This window comes from Iodobacter arcticus (genome assembly GCF_042664895.1).
GTDB classification, from domain to species: Bacteria; Pseudomonadota; Gammaproteobacteria; order Burkholderiales; family Chitinibacteraceae; genus Iodobacter; species Iodobacter arcticus.
Genome location: NZ_JBHTBQ010000019.1, coordinates 62,671 through 85,921 on the forward strand (window position 1 = coordinate 62,671; position 23,251 = coordinate 85,921).

Genomic DNA, 23,251 nt, shown 5'->3' on the forward strand with positions numbered 1-23,251 from the left:
CCAATCTTTCTTAAAGATGTCAGCATCAAGTCAAAAATTAGAGGGTATTGTACGCTGCTTCGCCGTGGCGGCGCTAATATGCTGGGGCAGGCATTGAGAGAGGGGATGGAAAAACCATTTTAAATCTGGGCGATTACGCAAGTAGCAGTCAGGCCACCTGATTAGGTGGCCTGATTGATTTGGTTTTAAAGCGTTTTGAGGTAAAAGCAGGGGTATTTAGGCGGCTTGCCTTGCCGCTACAGTCGCAGCAAACGCATCAATAATTGGCTGGAGTTTACTGTGTTTAAGCTTAAGCGCAGCTTGGTTTACCACGAGGCGGGAGCTAATTTCGCGGATGTCTTCTACGGCGACCAGATGATTGGCTTTTAGCGTGCTACCGGTGGAGACGAGGTCGACGATGGCGTCTGCAAGGCCTACCAGCGGGGCTAGCTCCATAGAGCCGTAGAGCTTGATTATATCGACGTGTACGCCCTTATTGGCAAAGTGCTCGCGGGCGCATTCGGTGTATTTAGTGGCGATGCGTAAACGAGCGCCTTGTTTAACTGCGCCTTCGTAATCAAAGCCCTCTTGCACGGCGACCATCAGGCGGCATTTGGCGATATCCAAATCGAGCGGTAGGTAGAGGCCAGCGCCACCATGCTCTAGCAGCACATCTTTACCGGCAATGCCCAGATCAGCCGCGCCGTATTGCACATAGGTCGGCACGTCCGTTGCGCGAACAATGATCAGCCTGACGTCTTCCATATTGGTGCCAATAATCAGCTTGCGGCTGGATTCTGGGGCCTCAGAAGGCACAATGCCTGCGGCAGCCAGCAGGGGTAGTGTTTCTTCGAAGATACGACCTTTGGATAGCGCGATGGTGATCATGGATACGTCCGGTAGATTTAATTTGGCGGCGGTACAGTGATGATTAAATTCAAGCTCAAAGCCGAGGATGGGTCACTCATACTTTATGTTTTTGTAAGTGGTAGAACATGGCATTGGCAGGTGTTTCAGTGCTTATGCTTATGTTCTTACTTAAATAATTTTAAACTCACTGGGTATTTGGATGGCCAGCCGTTGATGGCTTTGGCTCCTTCCCATAATGCAAAAATAGCTGAGCCAATGGCAACCCACCAAAGTGGCAAGGCGCTATGTAATACAAAGCCCGCTAACATGGCTAAAGCGTAAAAGCAGCCCATCAGTACCTGAAAATTGCATGCGCTGATGGCGTGTTGCTCCACGTAATCGGAATGAACACGGGCAAATTGTAGTACCAGTACCGGAATCATCAAGGCTAGCACTGCCATGGGCAAAATCGGCAGCCAGAACACCCCAGCCAGATGCGCTAGCGCGGCACCCCCCTTTTCATTTTGCGAAGGCGGGCGCGGCTTGTCGTCTTGTTCTTCTGCCGCAGGTTTTGGATTGAAGATGAACATGGTTATGCCTAGAAAAGGTGCGGTGTTATGTAGGGCGGGTGAAACCCGCCGTTTCCCTAGCATTTCATGCCAAAGTCTGGTGGGGGCCACCACCAGCATATCAACTTAAGGCAAAAAACAAGGCCAAGTTTGGGTTTACGTAGGGTGTGCAAGGTGTTCTTCTTGCGCACCGTTCTTGGTGCGCAACGACTACGTCGTTGTACACCCTACGAAATACCGATTTATCCTAGGATAAAAGTTAAGTTGATAGGGCTGTTTCACCCAGCCTACAAATTAATCAAGGACGCTAATTTGAACTAACGCTTAGGCAATTCGTTCAATTTGCTCGCTAACAGCCGACAATTTGCGTTCTATAAACTCGTAAGCAGGTCAAGGCTTAGGCAATGCGCTCAATTTGTGCACCAACAGCAGATAGCTTGCGCTCGATATGCTCGTAACCGCGATCTAGGTGATAAATACGATCCACAATGGTTTCGCCGCTGGCAATCAAGCCTGCAATCACGAGGGATGCCGATGCGCGTAAGTCGGTGGCCATCACGGTTGCGCCTTCTAGCTTTTCAACGCCGGTCACAATCGCGGTATTGCCTTCGGTATTGATTTTGGCGCCCATGCGGATCAGCTCGGGGGCGTGCATGAAGCGGTTTTCAAAGATGGTTTCGGTGATGACGCCCGTGCCTTCCGCTACGCAGTTCAGCAACATAAATTGGGCTTGCATATCGGTTGGAAAAGCAGGGTAGGGCATGGTGCGGATATTCACAGCTTTTGGGCGCTGTTTCATATCGATGGCGATCCAATCGTCCCCAGCTTCGATATAAGCACCGGCTTCGCGCAGTTTTTCCAGCACGGCTTCCATAATATCAGCACGGGTATTGCGTAAGACCAGTTTGCCTTGCGCTACGGCTGCGGCAATCAGGAAAGTACCGGTTTCGATACGATCTGGCACGATGGCGTGCTCTGCGCCGTGTAGCTCGGCAACGCCTTCGATAGTAATGGTATCCGTGCCGTGGCCGCTGATTTTTGCGCCCATTTTGATCAGGCAATCTGCCAGATCGACAACTTCTGGTTCGCGCGCGGCGTTTTCGATAATCGTGATGCCGTCAGCCAGTGTGGCAGCCATCAGCAGGTTTTCGGTGCCCGTTACGGTGACCATATCGCACACAATACGTGCACCTTTGAGCTTGCCGGTGGCTTTTACATAGCCGTGCTCGATCACAATCTCGGCACCCATCGCTTGCAGGCCTTTGATATGTTGATCAACCGGGCGAGCGCCAATGGCGCACCCCCCTGGCAGGGAAACCTGAGCTTCGCCAAAGCGCGCTAAAGTGGGGCCAAGTACCAAAATCGACGCGCGCATGGTTTTAACCAGCTCGTAAGGCGCAATCAGAGTGGTGACTTCATTGGCGGTGATTTCGTACTCGTGAATGTTATCGGTCATCACGCGCACGCCCATGCCTTGCAGCAATTTTTGCGTGGTTTTTACGTCAGCCAGCTGAGGCACATTGCTGAGGCGCAAAGTGCCTGCAGTCAGCAAGCTGGCGCATAAAATAGGTAAGGCAGCATTTTTTGCGCCAGAGATAGAGATTTCGCCAGCGAGCGGGTTGCCGCCAGTAATTTTTAGTTTGTCCATTTCTGTAACTCTTATGTTTATTTCAGGTAATACCAAAGCAGTGCGGCAGCGCCTGCGATCAGCCAAGGCAGATTAGTGAGGGCAGCTAGTTTTTGCGAGCTGCGATCGAGCGGTTTTTTCGCTTCAACGATGGCTTGTTCAAGCTTGGCGCGGTTCTTTTCGATGCCGTCCAGATTGAAGCGATTTTCGGTATTCACAGCGCAGCCCATTCGGCTGGGGTCAGCGTTTTTTCTAGCGATAAGGCATGGAGTTCGCCGGAGTCTAGCTCTGGTTTTACAGATTCTTTCACCAAACGATGACGCGCCAAAAGGCCAAGGCCTTCAAAGCGTGGGGATGCAATACGTGCATAAAAATGGTGACCATCGCCTGTTACTTCAACCGCTGTAGCGTCTAGGCGCTCGGTAAGTAAGGCTTGTACTGATTCGGGAGTCATGGGGTTATTGCCTTAATTTGTAACCAGATTTAATTAATGCGTAGGCAGCGCTGCTCACAATAGCTAAAGAAAACGCTGCAACGGCAAAAGCATGCCAAGGCGATACATCGCTTACGCCAAAGAAGCCATAGCGAAAGCCATCAATCATATAAAAAATAGGGTTCCAGCTCGACACGCCCTGCCAGAAGGCGGGCAGGCTGTGAATAGAGTAGAACACGCCGGATAAAAAAGTGAGCGGCATAATCAGAAAGTTTTGAAATGCGGCCAACTGATCGTATTTTTCTGCCCAAATCCCTGCCAGTATGCCAAGCGCCGCCATCATGGCTGAGCTAATCAGCGCAAAGATTAAAATCCACAGCGGATGGGCAAAAGTAGGCAAGTTAAACCACATGGTGACGAGTAAAACACCCGCGCCAACCACAAGCCCGCGCACCATGGCGGCCAGCAGATAGGCGAGGAAAAATTCTAGATGCGATAGTGGTGGCAGCAGGGCAAAAATCAGGCTGCCGGTTACTTTGGATTGAATCAGGCTGGATGATGAATTAGCAAAACTGTTTTGCAGTAGCGACATCATTACGAGGCCAGGGATCAGAAACGCGGTGTATTGCACGCCGGGATAGGGCTGCACATGGTTGTCGAGTACGTGTGCAAAGATCAGCAAGTACATCAGCGCAGTTAGCACAGGCGCTGCTACGGTTTGAAAAGCAACTTTCCAAAAACGCAGTACTTCTTTGTAAAACAGCGTGTAAAAACCTTGCATAGTGTCTTCTTGTGGCGGATGGCTTTGGGCTATTTTAAGGGGTGCGTATTCGCAAATAATGGTATGGAATACATGTAAAGCGGCGGGTTACACCCGCCCTACGGTTCTATGCGTTTTGCATCATATCGACAAAGATCGTTTCCAGATCAGCCTTGCCGACTTCGATATCACGCAGCTGCACTGCGTTATTTCTAAGCTCGGTAAGGATCGCTTCCAAGTCTTTGCAATCTGCAAGTTTTAGCTCAAAGCCATTATCTCGTTCGCAAATGAGTAACGGGGCAAGGGACGCGGGTAGTACGGCAGGCTTAATCTTGATAAACAGTTCGCGTGCTGCGCCGCGGCTCATTAGCGTGTGTTTGTTTTCCAGTGAAATCAGCTCGCCTTTTTTTAGCATGGCGATGCGGTTGCACAGGGTTTCGGCTTCTTCCAGATAATGCGTAGTCAGCACAATGGTGTGGCCGTCGCTATTGAGGCGGCGAATAAAATCCCACAGTGTTTTGCGTAGCTCAACGTCTACACCCGCAGTCGGCTCATCTAGCACGATAACCGGCGGGCGGTGTACCAAGGCTTGCGCCACCATCACACGGCGTTTCATACCGCCGGATAAGGCGCGCATATTGGTATTAGCTTTATCAGTAAGGCCCAGATTAGCGAGGATCTCGTCGATCCAGTCGTCGTTATTACGTAAGCCAAAATAGCCAGATTGGAATGTCAGCGTTTCACGCACGGTAAAAAAGGGATCGAACACCAGCTCTTGCGGAACAATACCCACTGCGCGGCGTGCTTCGCGGTAGTTTTTTTGGACATCAAAGCCCATTACCGAAATATGCCCGGAAGTGGGGCGCGATAAACCAGCCAGAGCAGAGATCAAAGTCGTTTTACCTGCGCCATTCGGCCCGAGCAGGGCAAAGAAATCGCCTTGCTCCACGGTGAAACTTACGCCTTTAAGCGCGTGGAAATCACCGAACTGTTTAGCTACAGAGTCAAAAACAATGGCACTCAAGGGGCAACCTCGGCCACACCACTCGCAGCTATGCTGGCAGGGGCGCTGGCTGCTGGTGCGCTTGCAGTAGATGCTTTTGCACCTTGCTCTTTGGCTGCATCCATTGCATCGAGCTCTTCATCTGTCGGGCCTAATTGCAGTGGCTTGGGCGGATTACCATCCCAGACGCGGAAGTATCTGCGTTGCAAATAAGCATCGCGGATATAGGCATAGGGGTCGGCTTGCGCATTGATAAGCGGATCAAGCGGCAAAAGTTGGCGGCGCTGCTCTATACCCCAAGCGCCATAGCGAATGACCTGAGTGCTGAGATCTTGTGTGCCATCCCAGATATCTAAAGGATCGGCAAAGAAACGTACTGCCATATCGCTGCTGTCACGCAGTGTGGTTGGGCCGCGTAAAGGCATCATTAAATAGGGGCCGGAGCCCATTCCCCAGCTGCCCAAGGCCTGACCAATATCTTCATCGCTTTTTTTGAGGCCCATATCGCTGGCCCAATCTACCAAACCAAACATACCTAGTGTGGTATTCACCATCACCCGGCCCATGCTATGGCTCGCTTCGCTGCCTTTGCCTTGTAGCAAGGCGCCAAAGGAGGCAAAGAAATCATCGATATTTGCAAAGAAGTTGCTGGCGCCCTGTTTAACCGGGCCTGGCGAGTATTTTTCGTGCGCTTCTGCCGCAGGCTTGAGCACGGCTTTGTCTACGGCGTTATTAACCGCAAAAATACCGCGATTGACAGGCTCGATAGGGTCGTAATTATTCTGTGGCGTCGCACATGCGCCAAGTAAGAGGGCAAATAAGGGAAGAAGACGGCGCATGTGAGTCGTAAATTAAGTGAGCAAGGTCGATATTCTAGGCTGATTTGCGGTTTGGCGCTGATTTATAGAGCGGCTTTGAGTGCAGCAGCAGATATTTTATATCCTGTTACTTTATGGGTAGCAGAGCATCCACTTCGTAGAGGCGAATCAAACCAGCCAAGCCTTCAGGTACGCCAGAAAACTGTAATTCGCCGCCCTGCTTCCGGGCACTGCGCATCCAGTGCAGGAGCAGCGCCACCGCACTGGAATCTGCCGCGCTGATCAGGCTTAAGTCTACCTGCAGCAGCTCGCCCTGAGCCAAGCTTGGCAGGGTGGTAAGCTGCTGCGCCGCAGATTCAAGCGTTAGCGTGCCTGTGGCTTGGAAAACTTTCATTTGCTGGCGCTACGCTGTGCGTTATTGCGATCAGACAATTGCTTGATCAGGCCATCAATACCGTCTTTGCGAATGATGGCATTAAACTGATTACGGTTGTTATTGATAAAGCTGATGCCATCCACTGCGATATCGTAAGTTTTCCAGCCTGCATCGGTTTTTTCGAAACTAAAATCAAGCGGAATTGGCTTTTGGCCTGGCAAGCTTACTTCAGTTAATACCGCCATTTCGCTGGCATCGTTACCCGGACGAGTGCCTTTTACATCAACCTGCGCATTTTTGTAGATAGACAGCGCTGAAAAGTAAGTGCGAACCAACATCGTGCGAAATTCACGGGTCAGTGCCTGTTGTTGCTCTGGCGTAGCGGTTCTCCAGTTGCGACCTACCGCCAGCATGGTCATGCGGGTGTAGTCTGCCAAAGGCGCCACACGGCTATCGACTAAATCACGGGCTTTTAGCGGGTCTTTATCGTTTTTCTTAATGATCTCCAGCACATCGCGGCTGATATTTTTGACGATGAGCTCTGGTGATTCAACTGGCGCGGCAAGGCTGCAGGTAGCGATAAAACCCATTGAGAGGGCAAGGATCCATTTTTTCATTATGTGTACTCCATTAATATTACTTACGATCATTTCTCAGCAGCGGTTTCTGCTTTATTAAACAGTACTCGGCTAATTAACTGCTCCAACACGATGGCTGAAGAAGTAATGGTGAAACTATTGCCTGCTTGTAACATTTTATCGTCTGCGCCAGATGTAACCCCGATGTATTGCTCACCTAAGAGACCTGAGGTGAGAATTTCAGCAGAGGCATCTCTACTGAAATGATAGCGGCTATCCATATCTAGCTTCACCCGTGCAACGTAACGCTCTGTATCTAGAGTGATACTACTCACACGGCCTACCAAAACCCCGGCACTTTTCACAGGGGCACGTACTTTCAAGCCGCCCACATTATCGAAATTAGCGGTGAGCTCGTAGCTATTAGACGCTGGTAACGTAGTCTGGCTGCTGACGCGCAAAGATAAAAACAGTAAAGCTGCAATGCCGGCAGCAGCAAACAGACCCACCCAGAAATCAATCATGCCTCGTTTCATTTTTTATATTCCCTTCAATCTAAGTCGTTATTTTTTGCCCATCACTCTTGGTTTACGCTGTTTGAGCCGTAACCAAGCACAAAACCATTGTTTATATCCCTCTGAACATAAAGGCGGTTAGGACAAAATCCAGCGCCAGAATAACCAGAGAGCTGGTCACCACCGTACGTGTGGTGGCCCCGGATACGCCTTCAGCTGTGGGCGGCGCATCATACCCTTCAAAGACAGCGATCAAGGAGATGGCAATACCAAATACCACGCTCTTGATAACGCCATTGATTACATCCTGACGGAAATCAACAGCGCTCTGCATTTGTGACCAGAAAGCACCTTCGTCAAGACCAAGTAGTTTTACCCCGATCAGATAGCCACCAAAAATACCCATGGCGCTAAACATGGCGGCCAAGAGCGGCATAGAAATCACACCGCCCCAGAAGCGTGGTGCAACAACACGGGCGATGGGGTTCACCGCCATCATTTCCATGGCAGCTAGTTGTTCTGTGGCTTTCATTAAGCCAATTTCAGCCGTAATGGCCGATCCTGCACGGCTGGCAAAGAGCAAAGCGCCCACGACTGGGCCAAGCTCTCTGACTAAAGACAGAGCCACTAAAATCCCCAGCGATTCGGTTGCACCGAAGCGCTGTAAGGTATCAAAGCCTTGCAGAGCCAGTACCATGCCTACAAATAAGCCTGATACCGAAATAATCAATACCGATAGCACCCCTGCAAACCAGATTTCACGCATTGTAAGCTGAAATCGAAGTAAAGAGGTGGGGGAATGACGCAAGATAGCCAGCATAAAGCGGCAGGCAAAGCCTAGCTTGATGATGACGTTGCTAAACGGTCGGCCCAGTTTTGATAAGGTATTAAATAAAAAATTAAGCACGGCGTGGCTCCAATCCCAGGTCGCTTGCATAGGGTGCAGCGGGTTTGTGGAAAGGCACAGGGCCGTCGGTTTCCCCGTTGATAAACTGTTTGACAAACGGGTGAGTTGATGCGCGAACTTGCTCTGGTGTGCCTTCGGCCACAATTTTTCCGTCGGCTAAGAAATACACGTAGTCCACAATCGACAGTGATTCTTCTACATCGTGTGTCACGATCACCGATGCGGTGCCCAGCGCATCGTTTAAATTGCGAATCAGCTTGCCAATGGTGGCCAGCGAAATAGGGTCTAGCCCGGTAAATGGCTCATCATAAAGCATGACTGCAGGATCAAGCGCAATTGCCCTAGCCAGCGCAACGCGTCTTGCCATACCGCCAGATAATTCTGAAGGCATTTGATCGCTTACACCGCGTAAGCCTACTGTGTTGAGCTTCATCAGCACCAGATCACGAATCATGGATTCGGGCAGATTTGTGCGCTCTCTCAGTGGAAAAGCCACGTTATCGAATACCGATAAATCGGTAAACAGCGCGCCAAACTGAAACAACATACCCAGCTTTTTACGCATCGCGTAAAGCGCGGCCTCGTTTAGGGTGGCTACATCATTGCCGGCTACCGTTAGCTTGCCTTGCTCTGGCCGGATTTGCCCGCCGATCAATTTGAGGATGGTGGTTTTGCCCGAGCCAGATCCGCCCATAATGGCCACCACTTGCCCAGGCTTAATGCTCAGCGATACGTCGGTAAGCACCGGACGTTCACCGTAAGCAAAGCTCACATTCTCAAATTGAACCAGTGAGGAGGGCATGGCAGACGATACTCTTGGCATAAAAGAGAGCTATTGTAGGTGGGTATCGCCTTAGCAGGTAGATGAACTTTGTATGAAAATGTATGGAATTATTGCCATGCAACAAAGCTGGCGTGCCGGGGAAACTTGTTTTCTTCCTACAGGCACAGGATTTAACCGTATTTTTATATTGCCCCTGCCTGTTTTGCCTTGGTTTTAAAGGCTTCCAAAAAACTAAAAAACAACATTCTGCTTGCTGGAGAATGTGTGCTTCTGATCTGTGCATCTTATCTTGTGATCGAGCGTCTTTTGCCAGCTCTGTTTAAGCGGTGGTGGTTGGGCTGTATATGCCTTGTAAGTAAATGGTATTTATTCAGAAAACAAATCATAACTTTATTCATCAAGATATTTGTTCAATTTTTACTTAATCCACGTACTAGTATGAAAGCAAGCGTTCATCCTTAGACAGGATTACCTATGTACTTGGAGCACTTTGGTTTAAACGAGCCGCCATTTCGGATCACACCGCATCCTGAGTTTTTCTTTGTGGGTGCTGAACGGGGCGCTACCCTTGAGGCCTTGATTTACGCTGTTCTGGCTGGGGAAGGATTGGTCAAGGTGCTGGGAGAAGTAGGCAGCGGCAAAACCATGCTGTGCCGGGTGCTGATTGAGCGTTTGCCTGCCAATGTAGATAGTGTGTATATCGCCAACCCAGTGATGAAGCCCGATGAGCTGATGCTGATGATTGCTGACGATTTAGGCATAGCCTGCGATGCAACGCACACCAGCGCTAAAGTTAGAGATTTGCAAGCGGCTTTGCTTGAGCGGTTTGCGGCAGGCCGGCAGGTGGTGATTTTGATCGATGAAGCGCATGCCATGCCAACTGAAAGCTTAGAGGCGGTCAGATTGCTGTCTAATTTGGATCATGGTCATCATAAATTATTGCAGATTGTCTTATTTGCCCAGACAGAGCTTGATGATCGCCTGGCTAAACAGGATTTACGTCAGCTACGGGAGCGGGTTACGCACGCTTTTCAGTTGGCCCCGCTTAAAGCCACAGATATTAAAGCTTATATCGAATTTCGTATGCGCACGGCTGGCTATCGCGGGCCGGAGTTGTTTCAAGCCGAGGCGCTTAAATCGATTTACCACGCTTCGGAAGGCTTAACGCGGCGAATTAATATTCTGGCCGATAAAGCCCTAATGGCCGCGTTTAGCCATAGCGAGCATTTTGTGAGTGCTAAGCATGTTAAAGCGGCAGTGAAAGACAGCGCATTTAAGCCGATTAAAAAGCAAGCAATCTGGGGCTGGGTATTGCTATCGGGAGTCATGACAGGCGGTGTATGGGCGGGCTTGTCGCAGGCCCCGCATCAGCCCGTGGTTGCGGTGGGCCCCGTGGCATCAGCACCTTTGCAACTGGCTAGCAGCTCGCCTGAAGTGCTGGAACCAGATATGCAGCTCTCAGCGGCTTTGCGGCAAAAGCTCACTGAATCACGGCAAAAAATAAACCGGGCCGAAGTCCACAATACCGCAGTGATGTTGTTGGTGACGAATAGGGAGCGTGGGGAAGAGCTAGAAAAATTTCTAGCACAAGCCAGCCAGTATTTACCCAAGGATCAATTGCTTATTTACCCGGCAGAAGTGCAAGGAAAAAAGGGCTGGGGGCTGGTTTATGGGTTTTTTCCGGATAAAAGCACAGCTAAGTCGGCAATGGCGGCATTGCCTGAATATTTTAGAAAAAATAAACCGATTCTGCGCACCGTGGGTGGAATGAGGGACGAGTTATGGAATTTGTAAGCTAAATAAAACCTGATTATGTCTTTGTGTAATGAATTTCTTGAGCGTTGGATTCGGCGTTTGAATTGGTAGGGCGGGTAAAACCTAATCCTATCAACTTAAGTAAAGCCAAAGGGAAATGATGCTTTTGTAGGTTGGGTTAGCTGGTTTATTCGCCTATTTAAAGGGCGGATAAATCAGCGTAACCCAACATTTGGCGCAAAAGAATGTTGGGTTACGCGATTATCGCTGAGCGAGGAAAACCTCGTACGCAGACTGCTAACCCACCCTACGAATTCACCTTAAGTTGATAGGATTGGGATAAAACCTGCGAGCAATGCTGAATAAATATGCGGGTTTCACCCGCCCTACGATATTTATAATAAGTTTGAACAAGAAGCATAATCAGCTTCTATATATTTAAAGGGTTGGCTCGATCAGGGCAATGATCTGGGCTTTGCAATACCGATACTTTGCATGAGTGCTGATAATGCGGTGGCAAATTCTAATTCTATTTTTCTTATTAACGGCCTGTGCAGGTCAATCAGGCTTACAAGTTGAAAACGGCCGCCATTTAGAATCAAAACCGATTGCCAGCCAGATTCCTAAACCTGTAATGAGCCGCCCGGTATTACCTAAGCCTCAGGCCGCAGCAAAAACCGCCACTTATAGTGTGGTTGTGCACAATGTGCCTGTAAATGAAATTTTGTTTGCTTTGGGGCGCGATGCAAAAATCAATGTAGACGTGCATGCGGGGGTAAGCGGCAGCGTTACTCTGAACGCAATTAATCAAACTTTACCGCAAATCCTTGAGCGGATGAGCAGGCAGGTTGATTTACGTTGGGATTTGGAAAACGGCGTATTAACGGTTACACCTGATTTTCCATATTTAAAAACATATAAGATGAATTATTTTAATTTATCTAGAAATGTTAAATCGAATGTAACGCTGGCTAATTCGGTGAGTGGCCGTGGCAGCTCTGGCTCTGGGAATAGTTCGAGTACACAAATTGAGATGCTGGCAGAGCACCAGTTATGGAAGCAAATAGAAAACAACCTGAAAGAATTATTGGGTGTATCGGCAGATTCAAAAGGCGCTGGTGCGCAGCTTGGCAGTATTGTGCAAGATCGAAGTGCACAGGCGGTCAAAAACAATGAATCTACAGATAAAAAAGAAGTTGTTAAAACAGCAGCAGATGCTGCAAAAATAGCAAAGGATGTGGCACAAACTAATAAAATTAATCTTGAAATAGAAAAATTAAAATCAGGCGAATCCTTGCCTATTAATAAAGCGCCCCCTCCTGTAGATTTAAATAGCAACCGGCTCGTTATTCTTAACCCGGAAACAGGGGTGATTACAATCAGAGCCAGCCAGAAAGAACACGCAAAAGTGGCTGAGCATTTAAATGCCGTACAAGGCGGCGCTCTGCGGCAGGTGCTGATTGAGGCGACGATTGTTGAAGTTTTGCTTTCTGATCAGTATCAGGCGGGTGTAGATTGGAGCCGGATTGGCGAAACCGATAATCAATTAAATTTCCAGCAAAAATCTCTGGCTAATAATCTAGGCACGGCCCCATTAAGTATTCTTTCTTATACCAAGGCTGGCGGTATTTTAAGCGGTACATTTAATTTTACAATAAAAATGCTAGAGCAATTTGGCCGCACGCGTGTGTTATCCAGCCCAAAAATTATGGCATTAAATAATCAAACAGCCGTGATGAAAGTCGTTGAAGAGCAAGTTTACTTTACGATAAAAGTAACACCGCCAGTGATTACCGATGGCAAAGTCACCACGCAAGCAACGTATGATAGTGAATTGCATACCGTGCCGATTGGTTTGGTTATGCAGGTTACACCGCAAATATCTGAAGATGGCCAGGTTGCGCTCAATGTAAGGCCAACCATTACCAATATTAATTCATTTATTGAAGATCCTGCGGTAGCGATTTTAGCGGCGGCCAATAATACTCAAATTAAAAGCCTAGTGCCGATATTACAAGTCAGAGAATTTGATTCCACTTTAAAAGTAGCCAGCGGGCAGGTGGCTATTTTAGGCGGATTAATTCAGGATTCTTTAAATAATGATAGGCAAGGCGTACCGGGTTTGTCTCGTATGCCCTATGTGGGTGATTTATTTAGTTATCGCAATGATCAAGTGAAAAAAATTGAATTAGTTGTATTTTTAAGGCCGGTGCTGATTAAAGATAGCGGTACGGATTTGGGCAATTATCAGCAGTTTTTGCCTAATGATCAGTTTTTTAAGAATGAAGCAGATCATGATTTATCGGCTTTTCAGGCGGGGAGTGTGCCACTGGGAGCTAAACCATGAGCTTACTATTACAAGCCCTGAAAAAAGCCGAGGAGGCGAAGCGCTTGCGTGAAGCCGCCGGGCTGAACGAAGAGCTTGCTATAGCAAATGAGCCGGAAGATGCGACGCCAGAGAAGGGCCTGAGCAGCCCGCTAGAGCTTATTGCCCAAGTGGATGCCGCTGCACCATTAGTCTCTTTAGAAGCAAGTGCCGCTGTTGAAATGCCGGAAGAATGGGTGTTTGTACCTGTAGAGATAAGCGCTGAGAAGGAGGAGATTCCTGAGCCTGTTCCGGTAACCACCGAGCCACTGCTGGCGGATCCCGAGCCACCGCTTGCACCTGTGCAAGTGGCCGTACCGGAAGAAGAAAGCTGGCTCAAAGCTGCAGCATCACCTCCTCCAGTGGAGCCGCAAGCTGTACCCCTTGCCACGCTGGCCCCAACGGTGTCTCCACCGCCACCTGTGCCTGCATCGCCCGCACAAGCGCTAAGCAAGCCGCGTTTGCGCTCTAAAACCTTTCCATGGCTGGTGTTGTGTGGTGTGGTTATTGCTGGCGCAATGGGGGGCTATTTCTGGTGGCAATATCAGTCGCTCAGCGTGTCGCCTGTCATGCCTTCCGTGCCCGCTGCGGCTGCGCCGCTTGCTGAACCTGACATTATCTCGCCTCCATCACCCGCGCTGCCCGTGGCGCAGATGGCCTCATTGCCCGCAGCACCGATTGCATCGGCGGCCTCAGCCCTGACGCCCCCCGTAGCAACGCTGGCTAAACGGGCTTCGGTGTTTAAGGGAGATGCCGCTAGTGTGGAGGAGCGATCTGGCGCGCCCAATGGTGCGGGTATTCGCTTTGATACGCAAAATGCTGAAGCCGCGGTACCCCTGCCGCTGGCAATGGCGTATCGCTCTTTTCAACAGGGCGATTACCGAGCCGCTGAAGAGGGCTACCGCCGCATGTTGCAGCTAGATGCGCGTAATCGTGATGCCTTGCTGGGGATGGCGGCTGTTGCGATTAAGCGGGGGGCAGGGGCTGAGGCGGCTCATTTCTATCGGCAAATTTTGTCGCTTTATCCGAGAGATGAAGTGGCTCAGTCCGCTCTGTATTCGCTCACGCCGGGCAATGAGAATTCAGAATCAGGTTTACGCCAGCTCTCAGGGCAGCATGCCGATGCTGCATTTGCCCTAGCTAATCTTTACGCGGGGCAGAATCGCTGGAGCGAGGCTCAGAGCGCGTATTTTCAAGCGCTGATCCTTGATGTGGGCAATGCCGATTACGCATTTAACCTAGCGATCAGTCTGGAGCACTTACAAGAGAATAAAACCGCAGCAAGGTATTACCGGCAAGCTTTAGCAGGGAAAGGCTCATTCGATCGAACGATCGCCGAAGCAAGATTGAAAGCTTTGGAGTCGCAATGAGCCATCGTAGGGCGGGTGAAACCCGCCGTTCTTTAGCATCTCATGTCAAGGTTTGGCGGGTGTCACCCGCCCTACAGCACCGTTGTCATTGGCCTAGCTTGCTGCAAGCATTGGAATCACTATGAACGCGCCAGTCAGAAAGCTTCCGCTAGGCGAGTTGCTGGTATCCAAAGGGCTGCTGTCAGAAGATCAACTGCGCATCACCCTGTTTGAGCAGCGGCGTAGTGGCGTGCCTTTGGGCAAATTGATGGTGTCGCTGGGCTTTGTCTCCGAAGGTATTTTGCGTGATGCCCTTTCAGAAAATCTGGGGCAGGTCAGTGTCGATTTGTCCAAGATTTTGGCCGACACGCAGGCGATTAAGCTGGTGCCCAAAGAGGTCGCTAAGCGGCATATGTTGCTGCCGGTTTCGCTTGATCTGGAGAGGAATAAGCTGACGCTAGCGATGTCTAATCCTAATAATCTGGTCGCACTTGATCAGGTTCGCATGCTGCTAAAAGATAAGTACGAGCTGGAAACACTGCTGGCTGCGGAATCTGATTTAGTCCATGCCATCGACCAATATTATGGCTTTGAGTTGTCGATCGACGGCATTTTGAATGAAATTGAAACCGGTGTGATCGACTGGGCCAGCTTGCAACACGCCGAGGCCGAGTACAACCAGCCGGTGGTGCGGCTCATTGATGCACTGCTGGCCGATGCTTGCACGCGTGGCGCATCGGATATCCACTTCGAGCCTGAATCCTCTTTTGTGCGGATTCGCTATCGTATTGACGGCGTGCTACGGCAAATTCGCGCCCTGCATAAAACCTATTGGCCAGCGATGGTGGTGCGGCTGAAGGTGATGAGCAATATGAATATCGCCGAAACCCGCTCGCCACAAGATGGCCGAATCTCGCTCACCCTCGCTGGCCGCCCGCTGGATTTTCGGGTGGCGGCGCAGCCCACCACTTGGGGCGAGAATATTGTGCTGCGGATTTTAGACCGGCAAAAAGGCTTGGTGAAGCTGGATAAGCTGGGCCTGAGCAAAGAAAACCTTTATTTATTGCAGTTGATGATTGCCCGGCCGGAAGGGATTATTTTAGTCACCGGCCCCACCGGCTCGGGTAAAACCACCACCCTCTATTCGATTTTAAGCAGCGTCAACACCGAAGCCGTGAACATCATGACGCTGGAAGACCCGGTGGAGTATCCGATTCCTATGCTGCGGCAAACCTCGGTGAATGAAGCCGCCAAAATGGATTTTGTGAACGGCATACGCTCAATGATGCGGCAAGACCCAGACATTATCTTGCTGGGCGAAATCCGCGATCGTGATACCGCCGATATGGCGTTTCGCGCCGCCATGACTGGCCACCAAGTTTACTCAACCCTGCATACCAACTCCGCCATCGGCTCGATTCCGCGCCTCTTGGATATCGGCGTGCTGCCCGATGTGTTGGCGGGCAATATCATCGGCATTATCGCCCAGCGCCTCGCCCGCAAACTGTGCCCGCTCTGCCGTGAGCCTTACGAGCCCGATGCTTTTGAGCGGCGCTTATTGGGCATCGCGCCTGAGGGCGAGCCGATCACGCTGTATCGCTCTAGTGGCTGCCCCAAGTGTGATCACCAAGGCTATAAGGGCCGTTTAACGGTGATGGAAGTCCTAAAAATGAGCGCTGAATTGGATGAGTTGATTGCGAGGCACGCCACTCGCTTAGAAATGAAAAAGGCTGCCGAAGCGCAGGGTTTTAGAACCATGGCCGACGATGCCTGCCGCCATGTGCTGGACGGCTTGACCTCGTTGGCCGAGATTTCCCGGGTGATCGATTTAACCGACAGGGTTGCCTGAGACTTAGAAAGGAGGATTGCAATGTATGTCCGTGAACATATTTCGCGTGTGATTGATGGCAAAACCTACAACACGCGCACCGCATTAAATTGCCATATGCATACCGAATCAAAAGACGAGCAAGGCGTGCCACATTTAATTGAGCTGTATCGCACCAAGCGCGATCAGTATTTTCTGGTTGAGCATAATATTCCTCACCCCTATATGGATGCGGATAAACGGGGGCCAATTGACGTGCTGACGCCGATTACGCTAGAGCAGGCAGAAGAGTGGGTAGAAAAATACTGCCCGTGGCGCAAGGAAAAAATTTTTGCATCCAGCAGTGAAGCCGATACGACCACACTGACGCTGCGTATAGACAAAATGACCAAAGCACAGCTCATCGCACAAGCTGCTAAACACAACCTCACACTGAATGCTTATTGCCTGCTGAAGTTAGAAAAAATCCTCTACGAGAAAGAAGCGCCACGGGGCGGCGGAGTATTCATGGAACGGGGGTTTAATCCGTCGGAGTGATTAAAGGGGTTTTATAGAGGGCAGGTAAAACCCAATCCCATCAATTTAAGTGAAATGTTTTTCGTAGGGCGGGTGAAACCCGCCGTTTCCTAGTGTTTTCTGCCCAAGTCTGGCGGGTTTCATCCGCCCTACGATGATTTAACAATTTGTAATTGTGAAGAGCGGTGCGCAAGAAAAACGACTTGCACCCCCTATAAAACCGCCTCTAACAGTAGGGTGCAATAAGTCTGAGGCTCCAGCATTGCACCGTGTGGGAGCCAAGCCATGCGGCGTAATGCAGCCAAGCAAAAAGCGCTCGGCTTTATTAGCACCCTACGAATGACATGATAGGAAGTCGCCTTTTGCACTGTTTATTTGGGGAGCTAGATGCAGTTTATTTATCGTGCGGTAAACAATGCAGGCCTGATCCAGAAGGGCAAGTCAGAGGCGAATAATCTGGCTGATTTAGAGCTGCGTCTGGAGCGGATCGGCCTAAGCCTGATCGCGGGTAAGGCCGCTCCGGTGGGAGGCTTGCTGGGCGGCAAGAAAGTGACACGGCGCGAGCTGATTACGTTTACTTTTCATATGGAGCAGCTTACCCGTGCCGGGGTATCGATTCTGGAAGGTTTATCTGATTTGCGCGATAGTTTGGAAGAGCCGCGTTTTCGTGAAGTGATTGCTAATTTAATTGAAGATATCGAAGGTGGGCGGCAGTTTTCACAGGCGCTGGCAGCTCATCCCCAAGTATTTGATTTGATTTATGTGAATCTGATCCGGGCGGGTGAGGCCAGTGGAAAATTGCCCGATGTATTGCTGAGTTTAAGCGATTCATTAAAGTGGCAGGACGAGCTGATTTCGCAAACAAAAAAAATTGTGATGTATCCGGCTTTTGTCGGGGTATTGGTGGTGGGGGTAATTACATTTTTAATGATTTATTTAGTACCCCAATTGGTTTCTTTTGTGGCAGCTATGCAGCAAACGTTGCCACTCAATACGCGTATTCTTATTGCCGTTTCAAATATATTTATCCATTACTGGTGGGCCTTATTTAGCACGCCGGTTGTTTTGTTTTTTATATTTCGTTTGCGTTTAAGGCACGATGCAAAGTTCCGGCACCGTTTTGATGGCTGGAAGCTGACAATCCCGCCATTTGGTCCTATTTTGCATAAAATTATTCTGGCGCGTTTTGCTAATTTCTTTGCGCTGATGTATGCCGCAGGGATTCCTATTCTGGATTGCATCAAAATATCGGAAGGGATTGTCAGTAATAGCGTGGTGGCCGAATCATTGCAGCGAGTTCAGGCGCAAATCAGGGAGGGGCAGGGGGTTACGGCCAGTTTTAGTCAGGAAGAAATGTTTCCGCCTCTGGTGCTGCGCATGCTGAAAGTAGGGGAAAGCACCGGCCAGCTGGATCATGCCCTGCTCAATGTCGCTTATTTTTATAACCGTGATGTAAAAGAATCAATTGAGCGTGTGCAGGCGCTGATCGAGCCATCGCTTACCGTGGTGCTAGGCCTGATTCTGGCGTGGATTATGTCCTCAGTGCTTGGCCCTATTTTCGATACCATCAGTAAATTGCGATGAGCCACTACACACTTCTCTTATCTAATACCCGGCTGATTGCCTTTCATTTGGAAAAAAATCAGCTGCTTGAACATGCGCATTTTGCTTTAGATGATGCGGGTAAAGAGGCTTTTGAAGGCTATCTGGAGGTTTGGAAAGAAGCTGTGTTTAGTCTTTTAGTCGATGTGGTTGAGGAAGATTTTCAGCTGGAATCAATCCCCCACCTCGGGCGCAGCGATCGCAATGCCTTATTAGCCAGACGATTAGATCAAAATTACCGTACTACGCCTTACCGGCGTGCCTTTGTGCAGAGCTTAGCTAAATCAGGCGGGCAGGATAAGGTGCTGATGTCTGCCCTTACCTTGGTTCCGCCGATCGATGCCATTGTGAATGCCTTATTAGCCAAAAAAATAGTTCTGCAAGGGATCTATTCTGCGGCCCTGCTGGCCGGGGAAATGATGCATAAATCGGGCTTGGGCCTTGAGCATTATTTATTGGTGTCTTTTACATCGGGTGGCGGGATGCGGCAGACTTATTTAGCCGCCGACGGCCTTAAATTTAGCCGTGTGAGTAGCCTGCCAGAAGACGAGGATCTGCAAGATGCAGTGCGATTAGCCGATGTGATTGTGCTTGAGGCACTGAGGGCTAGGCAGTATTTATCAACGCTGCGTTTGCTAGGGCGTGACGATAAATTGCAGCTGGCCGTGGTGGCCCCCGCAGGTTTGGATTGCCAAAGCGCTATTGATGAGCATTTGGCTAAGAGCGGTGAGGCGGCTCAATTTGTGGTGAGCAATGTGCCCTTGAATTTGCTGGCACAAAAGCTGCGTTTACCGCCTGCCGATTCGATGCTTAATTTATTATGCAGCTGGTTAGAGCTGCATCCGCCGGCTAATCATTATGGCCAAGCCCGGCATTTGATTCATGCCACTTGGCGCAAGCGGGGAATAGCGCTGCGCTGGGGCTCTTTTGCCTGCTTAATATTGGCCATGTTGTGGAGCGCGCTTCTGGTGCAAGAGGCGGGTGATATTCAAGCTTCGATTAATCAATCGCTGAAAAGAACGGCCCAGATTGATGAGCGCTTACGGCATTTTGGCCATTTGCTTAAACAAAGCAAGGCCAGTGATCCTGCTGCCATGAAGGGGGCTTATGAGCTTTACACCCATGAATTATTAACCTGGCCCAGTGTGGAGCCGCCTGCCCAGCAGGTGAGCCAGATTTTGCTGGATTTTCCTGAGCTGGTTCTGGATGAATTGCGCTGGAATTCTGGCCGCGCGCCACCTGACCCGGCTGCGGTGCAAGTGGCAGAAGAGGGGGCTTCGGCCCCGGTAGCAGCGCCTGTGATATTGGAGCTATCAGGCCGGGTTGAGCCCTTTGATTTGCAATACCGGCGGGCACTTGCCAGTGTTGAGCGGCTAAGCCAGCGTTTATCTCGCTTGCCCGGCGTTCAGGTTAAAGCGCTTATTTTGCCTTTAAATACCAGCTCAGAAGTGGGGCTGGAAGGAAAATTAGTGCCGCCGGACAGCAAGCGGGTTGATTTTTCTTTGCGCCTGAGCTGGGAGCAAAAAGCGCCATGAAACTCGATCTACAAGCCTTGCCATTGATTCGACATGATTTAATTCTGGGAGGCGCTGCCCTTGGTTTGGCCCTGCTATTGATTGGCTTATCGCATATTTATTTATGGCACGCGCAGAGTGAGCAGCAAGCCTTGCGTAGCAATGTGCAACGTTTAACTTTGCAGGCAGATAGCCAGGAAAGCGCCTGGAATAACACCAGAGAATACCGCTCGCTTTATCAGACCTTAAGCCAGCGGGGCGTTTTAAATGGCGAGCATAGGCTAGATTGGATTGAGCACCTCACCGAGCTACATCGCAATGCGCCTGAGCTTAATCTATCGTTTAGATTTGAAGCTCAGCGCGCTTTTGCGGCCAAAGCAGAAAATGTGCAACTTTACGGCAGCAAAATGATGCTGAGTTTTGAGCCTGCAGATGAAGAGGTGTTTTCTAGCGTGCTGGCAGGCTTGCGTAAGCTGGCTGGCTGGCCTGCCGTGGAGCAGTGCCAGATGACACGCAGTGAGGACGCGGTGATCAAAGTGCTGTGTGATATTGAGTGGCTGAGCATAGGCTCGGTGTTGCTTGCTGAAGGCGAGGTAAGTCAATGAAGTATTTTATTTTGTTCTGGCTGCTTTATTGCCCTTTTGCACAGGCCCAATGGGGGCGTTTATTTTTTAGCCCCGCTGACCGCGCTGCGGCACGAGGCGATTTAGCGCAAGTGCAGGCAGGGGCCGCTTTTGCAGACACGCTGCATTTTGATGGTGAAATTCGCAGCCGGGGTAAAAAATTGCGCTGGCTAAATGGTGAAATAAGCCAGGCATCTATCCCTGCGGGGCTTAAAGTAGGGCAAACATTGAGCCGCCAAAGCGGTGCAATACGCGATGTTTACCAGTCGGATCGCTAATTTTCAGCGTGGTGCCATTGCCCTGCTGTTGCTAATGGTTGTGGGGCTGGGCGTTGCCGGGGCGATTCTGGCCGGTTTTAGCCATCATATGTTTAAGCTTTACCGTGATCAGCAAACACAAAGTGTGCTGGCAGAGGCCAAGCAAATCTTATTAGCCGAGGCTTTATCCAAGCGGGGCAATACCGTGCCGATTACCCGCCCCGGCGAATTTTTTTGTCCGGATCGTAATGTGCAGGGTGAAGCGAGCTACGGGCAAAGCGGCTTAAATGGTGCGGCGTGTGCAGGGGCTGCTGCTCGTATTGGCCGGATTCCATGGCTTAATTATCAGGCAGCCGAATTGCGTGATAGCTCGGGTGAGCCTTTGTGGATGGCGGTAGTCGACGGTTTTCAAGAAAGAAGAAATGTGCCGCTTAATAGTGATACGGCACCCACAGGTGTTAATCCCTGGTTTCAGGCCGCCGCAAATAATGGCGGGCAAAGCTTATCAAGTGCAGAAGACCCGGTGGTGGTGGTGATTCTGGCTCCTGGCGCTGCGCTGGGGGGGCAGAATCGCAATACGGCAGCCCAGCAGCGAAACCCCAATAATTATTTTGAATGTAACCGGCTCACCGTTGGCGGCACTTGTCTTGGCGTGCCCAATAATTATGCAAATTACAATCTGACTCAGGGGCGGTTTCTGGATGGGCCTCGTTTAGATAGCAGTACTAATCCAACTCTGAATGATCGAATTATCACTATCCGGCGTAGCGAGCTGCTTGCACCTTTAGAAAAACGCGCAGCAAAAGAGTACCAGCAGCTCCTTAATTTATGGGCTGTGCAAGTGATTCCCGCTCTGGGGGGCTTACCTAATCCAGCTAGCCCGGCTGATGCAGGCTGTGCAGACATTGCTGCCGTGAATAGCAATGGATGTATTCCTGATCCAGCCACTTGCCGGGGCCGCGCGCCCAAATCTATTGCTTTAACAGGAGTCGGTTTGGCCCCTGTTTTACCTGGCTACTTGGTGAATCCTTTAAACCGGCCCGCCAGTGTGCCTAATCAGGCCGATTGGCAGCGGGTGCTGCTGGAATATGACTGGCTTTATCGTAATCGCTGGGAGCAAGTGTTTTTTTATGCGGTGGCCAACACCACGAGCTGCCCTCTGCCGCTCGCGCTGCAATTAAGAAATATGCAGTTGCCAGCAGGGGTTGTGAATGCCGTAATGATAGGTGCAGGGGTGGCGAAAACCGGGCAAATGCGTGCTTTGGCGGCAGATAAAATGTTGTTAAATAACTATCTGGATTTAGTGCCAAGCTATGTTGTGGCACCTGATATTAATCGCCGTGCGTGGGATATTTTGCCGCCACAAGCAGATCAATACGCCAAGTTGGGGGCTGCTGATGCGGGTAATGACAGGCTGTACCATCGTGTTGGTGTTCAATGGGTAGAGGCCATGAAGGACAGGCCATGAAAAATAAAGGATTTACGCTGGCTGAAATTGCCATCGTGCTGGTGATTGTCGGCATTATGTTGGCAGGTGGGCTGGGGGCCTTTCGCGCGCAAACCGATAGCCAAAGAATGCGCGACGGGCGTGCGCAGTTAGCTGAAATCAAAGAATCTCTGCTGGGGTTTGCTGTGCAATACGGGCATTTGCCATGCCCGGCCAACCCTGCCGCCAATACCGGCCTTGAAGACAGATTAGCTAATCTGAGCTGTAATCTTGCCGAGGGCGTGGTGCCCTGGTCTACCCTGGGAATTAGCCGCGCTGGCGATCCGTTTAATCAGCCGTTCAGATATCGTGTAAGCCTTGATTTTGCAGACAGTGGCCCACCATCGGTGCCGCCAGTAGCGACAGATAGCAATCAAACGTTGGGGGCAAATTGCCCTGTTGGCAGCGTAGCTCCTCAGGGAATGAGTTTTATGCTTTGCTCCCGTGGCGATATTATGATTAATGCAACAGCCGCAGCGGCTACACCATTAGCTGCGAATGTGGTGGCGGTGGTGGTGATGCATTATCGCCATGGCCCGCCTAATGGGGGGGCGGGCTCGACCGATGAGCAGGAAAATACCGATAATGACCTTACTTTTGTCAGTAAGCTACGGGTTGAAGACGATAGCAGTAGCCCCGCAGATGAGGAATACGATGACATCAGCGAGTGGATTAGCCCGTCTATTTTAGTGAGCAGAATGCTGGCCGCAGGCAAATTACCTTGATGTGCTGGTTTGTTTGGCCATAAAAAAACCCCG

At 50.3% G+C, this 23,251-nt stretch carries 24 protein-coding genes; 11 read left to right on the forward strand and 13 right to left on the reverse strand.

All coding sequences use genetic code 11. From position 1 onward, the window contains the following. Positions 1–216: 216 nt before the first annotated feature. The 13 genes from hisG to ACFQNF_RS11570 form a co-directional block, all read right to left on the reverse strand. The gene (gene hisG, locus ACFQNF_RS11510; protein WP_046351665.1) at positions 217–867 is read right to left on the reverse strand and encodes an ATP phosphoribosyltransferase; all 651 of its coding nucleotides are present in this window, start codon (positions 865–867) and stop codon (positions 217–219) included. Between the two features lie 146 nt (positions 868–1,013). Continuing rightward, positions 1,014–1,418, reverse strand: coding sequence for a DUF4870 domain-containing protein (locus ACFQNF_RS11515; RefSeq protein ID WP_380188110.1), 405 nt, complete (start codon positions 1,416–1,418; stop codon positions 1,014–1,016). 376 nt (positions 1,419–1,794) lie between these two features. Then, the gene (gene murA / locus ACFQNF_RS11520; protein ID WP_046351667.1) at positions 1,795–3,045 is read right to left on the reverse strand and encodes a UDP-N-acetylglucosamine 1-carboxyvinyltransferase; all 1,251 of its coding nucleotides are present in this window, start codon (positions 3,043–3,045) and stop codon (positions 1,795–1,797) included. A gap of 17 nt (positions 3,046–3,062) precedes the next feature. Further along, positions 3,063–3,242 carry a hypothetical protein gene (locus tag ACFQNF_RS11525; RefSeq protein ID WP_156455221.1) on the reverse strand — a complete coding sequence of 60 codons (180 nt, stop codon included), beginning with the start codon at positions 3,240–3,242 and terminating at the stop codon, positions 3,063–3,065. Beyond that, positions 3,239–3,478 carry a BolA family protein gene (locus tag ACFQNF_RS11530; RefSeq protein WP_046351669.1) on the reverse strand — a complete coding sequence of 80 codons (240 nt, stop codon included), beginning with the start codon at positions 3,476–3,478 and terminating at the stop codon, positions 3,239–3,241. Before ACFQNF_RS11530 ends, ACFQNF_RS11525 begins: the two co-directional genes overlap by 4 nt. Positions 3,479–3,482: 4 nt before the next feature. After that, positions 3,483–4,238: an ABC transporter permease gene (locus tag ACFQNF_RS11535; RefSeq protein WP_380188111.1), complete on the reverse strand. Its 756-nt coding sequence runs from the start codon at positions 4,236–4,238 to the stop codon at positions 3,483–3,485. A gap of 106 nt (positions 4,239–4,344) precedes the next feature. Next, a complete protein-coding gene (locus ACFQNF_RS11540) occupies positions 4,345–5,241 on the reverse strand; it encodes an ABC transporter ATP-binding protein (RefSeq protein ID WP_380188112.1) in 897 nt (298 codons plus the stop codon). Beyond that, positions 5,238–6,059, reverse strand: coding sequence for an MlaA family lipoprotein (locus tag ACFQNF_RS11545; protein WP_380188113.1), 822 nt, complete (start codon positions 6,057–6,059; stop codon positions 5,238–5,240). The genes ACFQNF_RS11540 and ACFQNF_RS11545 overlap by 4 nt, the downstream gene beginning before the upstream one ends. Before the next feature lie 106 nt (positions 6,060–6,165). Beyond that, the gene (locus ACFQNF_RS11550) at positions 6,166–6,432 is read right to left on the reverse strand and encodes an STAS domain-containing protein (protein WP_380188114.1); all 267 of its coding nucleotides are present in this window, start codon (positions 6,430–6,432) and stop codon (positions 6,166–6,168) included. Further along, positions 6,429–7,031 carry an MlaC/ttg2D family ABC transporter substrate-binding protein gene (locus ACFQNF_RS11555; RefSeq protein WP_380188115.1) on the reverse strand — a complete coding sequence of 201 codons (603 nt, stop codon included), beginning with the start codon at positions 7,029–7,031 and terminating at the stop codon, positions 6,429–6,431. Before ACFQNF_RS11555 ends, ACFQNF_RS11550 begins: the two co-directional genes overlap by 4 nt. 29 nt (positions 7,032–7,060) lie before the next feature. After that, a complete protein-coding gene (gene mlaD / locus ACFQNF_RS11560; protein WP_046351673.1) occupies positions 7,061–7,528 on the reverse strand; it encodes an outer membrane lipid asymmetry maintenance protein MlaD in 468 nt (155 codons plus the stop codon). Positions 7,529–7,619: 91 nt separating this feature from the next. Continuing rightward, entirely contained in the window at positions 7,620–8,414 is a 795-nt protein-coding gene (mlaE, locus tag ACFQNF_RS11565; RefSeq protein WP_231743303.1) for a lipid asymmetry maintenance ABC transporter permease subunit MlaE, read from the reverse strand. Beyond that, positions 8,407–9,216 carry an ABC transporter ATP-binding protein gene (locus ACFQNF_RS11570; RefSeq protein ID WP_380188116.1) on the reverse strand — a complete coding sequence of 270 codons (810 nt, stop codon included), beginning with the start codon at positions 9,214–9,216 and terminating at the stop codon, positions 8,407–8,409. The genes mlaE and ACFQNF_RS11570 overlap by 8 nt, the downstream gene beginning before the upstream one ends. Before the next feature lie 456 nt (positions 9,217–9,672). Here ACFQNF_RS11570 and ACFQNF_RS11575 point away from each other — a divergent pair, with 456 nt between their 5' ends. The 11 genes from ACFQNF_RS11575 to ACFQNF_RS11625 all read left to right on the forward strand — a co-directional run bounded on the left by ACFQNF_RS11575 (position 9,673) and on the right by ACFQNF_RS11625 (position 23,218). After that, a complete protein-coding gene (locus ACFQNF_RS11575) occupies positions 9,673–10,992 on the forward strand; it encodes an ExeA family protein (RefSeq protein ID WP_380188117.1) in 1,320 nt (439 codons plus the stop codon). 469 nt (positions 10,993–11,461) lie between these two features. Next, positions 11,462–13,300, forward strand: a complete 1,839-nt coding sequence (gene mshL / locus ACFQNF_RS11580; protein WP_380188118.1) for a pilus (MSHA type) biogenesis protein MshL — start codon at positions 11,462–11,464, stop codon at positions 13,298–13,300. Next, positions 13,297–14,688, forward strand: a complete 1,392-nt coding sequence (locus ACFQNF_RS11585; RefSeq protein ID WP_380188119.1) for a tetratricopeptide repeat protein — start codon at positions 13,297–13,299, stop codon at positions 14,686–14,688. Before mshL ends, ACFQNF_RS11585 begins: the two co-directional genes overlap by 4 nt. Positions 14,689–14,809: 121 nt before the next feature. Continuing rightward, entirely contained in the window at positions 14,810–16,516 is a 1,707-nt protein-coding gene (locus tag ACFQNF_RS11590; RefSeq protein ID WP_380188120.1) for a GspE/PulE family protein, read from the forward strand. Positions 16,517–16,537: 21 nt separating this feature from the next. Then, positions 16,538–17,032 (forward strand): hypothetical protein, encoded by a 495-nt coding sequence (locus ACFQNF_RS11595; protein WP_046351679.1) that lies wholly within the window; start codon positions 16,538–16,540, stop codon positions 17,030–17,032. Positions 17,033–17,398: 366 nt separating this feature from the next. Next, entirely contained in the window at positions 17,399–18,595 is a 1,197-nt protein-coding gene (locus ACFQNF_RS11600) for a type II secretion system F family protein (RefSeq protein ID WP_380188121.1), read from the forward strand. Then, positions 18,592–20,148 (forward strand): hypothetical protein, encoded by a 1,557-nt coding sequence (locus tag ACFQNF_RS11605; RefSeq protein ID WP_380188122.1) that lies wholly within the window; start codon positions 18,592–18,594, stop codon positions 20,146–20,148. The genes ACFQNF_RS11600 and ACFQNF_RS11605 overlap by 4 nt, the downstream gene beginning before the upstream one ends. Then, the gene (locus ACFQNF_RS11610; protein ID WP_380188123.1) at positions 20,145–20,732 is read left to right on the forward strand and encodes a hypothetical protein; all 588 of its coding nucleotides are present in this window, start codon (positions 20,145–20,147) and stop codon (positions 20,730–20,732) included. The genes ACFQNF_RS11605 and ACFQNF_RS11610 overlap by 4 nt, the downstream gene beginning before the upstream one ends. Then, on the forward strand, positions 20,729–21,028 hold the full coding sequence (locus ACFQNF_RS11615; RefSeq protein ID WP_380188124.1) for a hypothetical protein: 300 nt from the start codon (positions 20,729–20,731) through the stop codon (positions 21,026–21,028). Before ACFQNF_RS11610 ends, ACFQNF_RS11615 begins: the two co-directional genes overlap by 4 nt. Continuing rightward, positions 21,006–22,475 carry a hypothetical protein gene (locus ACFQNF_RS11620; protein ID WP_380188125.1) on the forward strand — a complete coding sequence of 490 codons (1,470 nt, stop codon included), beginning with the start codon at positions 21,006–21,008 and terminating at the stop codon, positions 22,473–22,475. Before ACFQNF_RS11615 ends, ACFQNF_RS11620 begins: the two co-directional genes overlap by 23 nt. Next, complete coding sequence (locus tag ACFQNF_RS11625) at positions 22,472–23,218, forward strand: type II secretion system protein (RefSeq protein WP_380188126.1); 747 nt, start codon at positions 22,472–22,474, stop codon at positions 23,216–23,218. Before ACFQNF_RS11620 ends, ACFQNF_RS11625 begins: the two co-directional genes overlap by 4 nt. Positions 23,219–23,251: the final 33 nt, after the last annotated feature.

Excerpts from the sequence above, each read along its gene's own strand:
- ACFQNF_RS11615 (WP_380188124.1), top strand. The coding sequence starts at position 20,729 with ATGAAGTATTTTATTTTGTTCTGGCTGCTTTATTGCCCTTTTGCACAG.
- ACFQNF_RS11535 (WP_380188111.1), bottom strand. The coding sequence starts at position 4,238 with ATGCAAGGTTTTTACACGCTGTTTTACAAAGAAGTACTGCGTTTTTGG.
- mshL (WP_380188118.1), top strand. The coding sequence starts at position 11,462 with ATGCGGTGGCAAATTCTAATTCTATTTTTCTTATTAACGGCCTGTGCA.
- ACFQNF_RS11555 (WP_380188115.1), bottom strand. The coding sequence starts at position 7,031 with ATGAAAAAATGGATCCTTGCCCTCTCAATGGGTTTTATCGCTACCTGC.
- ACFQNF_RS11620 (WP_380188125.1), top strand. The coding sequence starts at position 21,006 with ATGTTTACCAGTCGGATCGCTAATTTTCAGCGTGGTGCCATTGCCCTG.
- murA (WP_046351667.1), bottom strand. The coding sequence starts at position 3,045 with ATGGACAAACTAAAAATTACTGGCGGCAACCCGCTCGCTGGCGAAATC.
- ACFQNF_RS11515 (WP_380188110.1), bottom strand. The coding sequence starts at position 1,418 with ATGTTCATCTTCAATCCAAAACCTGCGGCAGAAGAACAAGACGACAAG.
- ACFQNF_RS11585 (WP_380188119.1), top strand. The coding sequence starts at position 13,297 with ATGAGCTTACTATTACAAGCCCTGAAAAAAGCCGAGGAGGCGAAGCGC.
- ACFQNF_RS11550 (WP_380188114.1), bottom strand. The coding sequence starts at position 6,432 with ATGAAAGTTTTCCAAGCCACAGGCACGCTAACGCTTGAATCTGCGGCG.
- ACFQNF_RS11545 (WP_380188113.1), bottom strand. The coding sequence starts at position 6,059 with ATGCGCCGTCTTCTTCCCTTATTTGCCCTCTTACTTGGCGCATGTGCG.
- ACFQNF_RS11595 (WP_046351679.1), top strand. The coding sequence starts at position 16,538 with ATGTATGTCCGTGAACATATTTCGCGTGTGATTGATGGCAAAACCTAC.
- ACFQNF_RS11605 (WP_380188122.1), top strand. The coding sequence starts at position 18,592 with ATGAGCCACTACACACTTCTCTTATCTAATACCCGGCTGATTGCCTTT.
- ACFQNF_RS11610 (WP_380188123.1), top strand. The coding sequence starts at position 20,145 with ATGAAACTCGATCTACAAGCCTTGCCATTGATTCGACATGATTTAATT.
- ACFQNF_RS11530 (WP_046351669.1), bottom strand. The coding sequence starts at position 3,478 with ATGACTCCCGAATCAGTACAAGCCTTACTTACCGAGCGCCTAGACGCT.
- ACFQNF_RS11625 (WP_380188126.1), top strand. The coding sequence starts at position 22,472 with ATGAAAAATAAAGGATTTACGCTGGCTGAAATTGCCATCGTGCTGGTG.
- mlaD (WP_046351673.1), bottom strand. The coding sequence starts at position 7,528 with ATGAAACGAGGCATGATTGATTTCTGGGTGGGTCTGTTTGCTGCTGCC.
- ACFQNF_RS11590 (WP_380188120.1), top strand. The coding sequence starts at position 14,810 with ATGAACGCGCCAGTCAGAAAGCTTCCGCTAGGCGAGTTGCTGGTATCC.
- ACFQNF_RS11575 (WP_380188117.1), top strand. The coding sequence starts at position 9,673 with ATGTACTTGGAGCACTTTGGTTTAAACGAGCCGCCATTTCGGATCACA.
- hisG (WP_046351665.1), bottom strand. The coding sequence starts at position 867 with ATGATCACCATCGCGCTATCCAAAGGTCGTATCTTCGAAGAAACACTA.
- ACFQNF_RS11570 (WP_380188116.1), bottom strand. The coding sequence starts at position 9,216 with ATGCCCTCCTCACTGGTTCAATTTGAGAATGTGAGCTTTGCTTACGGT.
- ACFQNF_RS11600 (WP_380188121.1), top strand. The coding sequence starts at position 17,399 with ATGCAGTTTATTTATCGTGCGGTAAACAATGCAGGCCTGATCCAGAAG.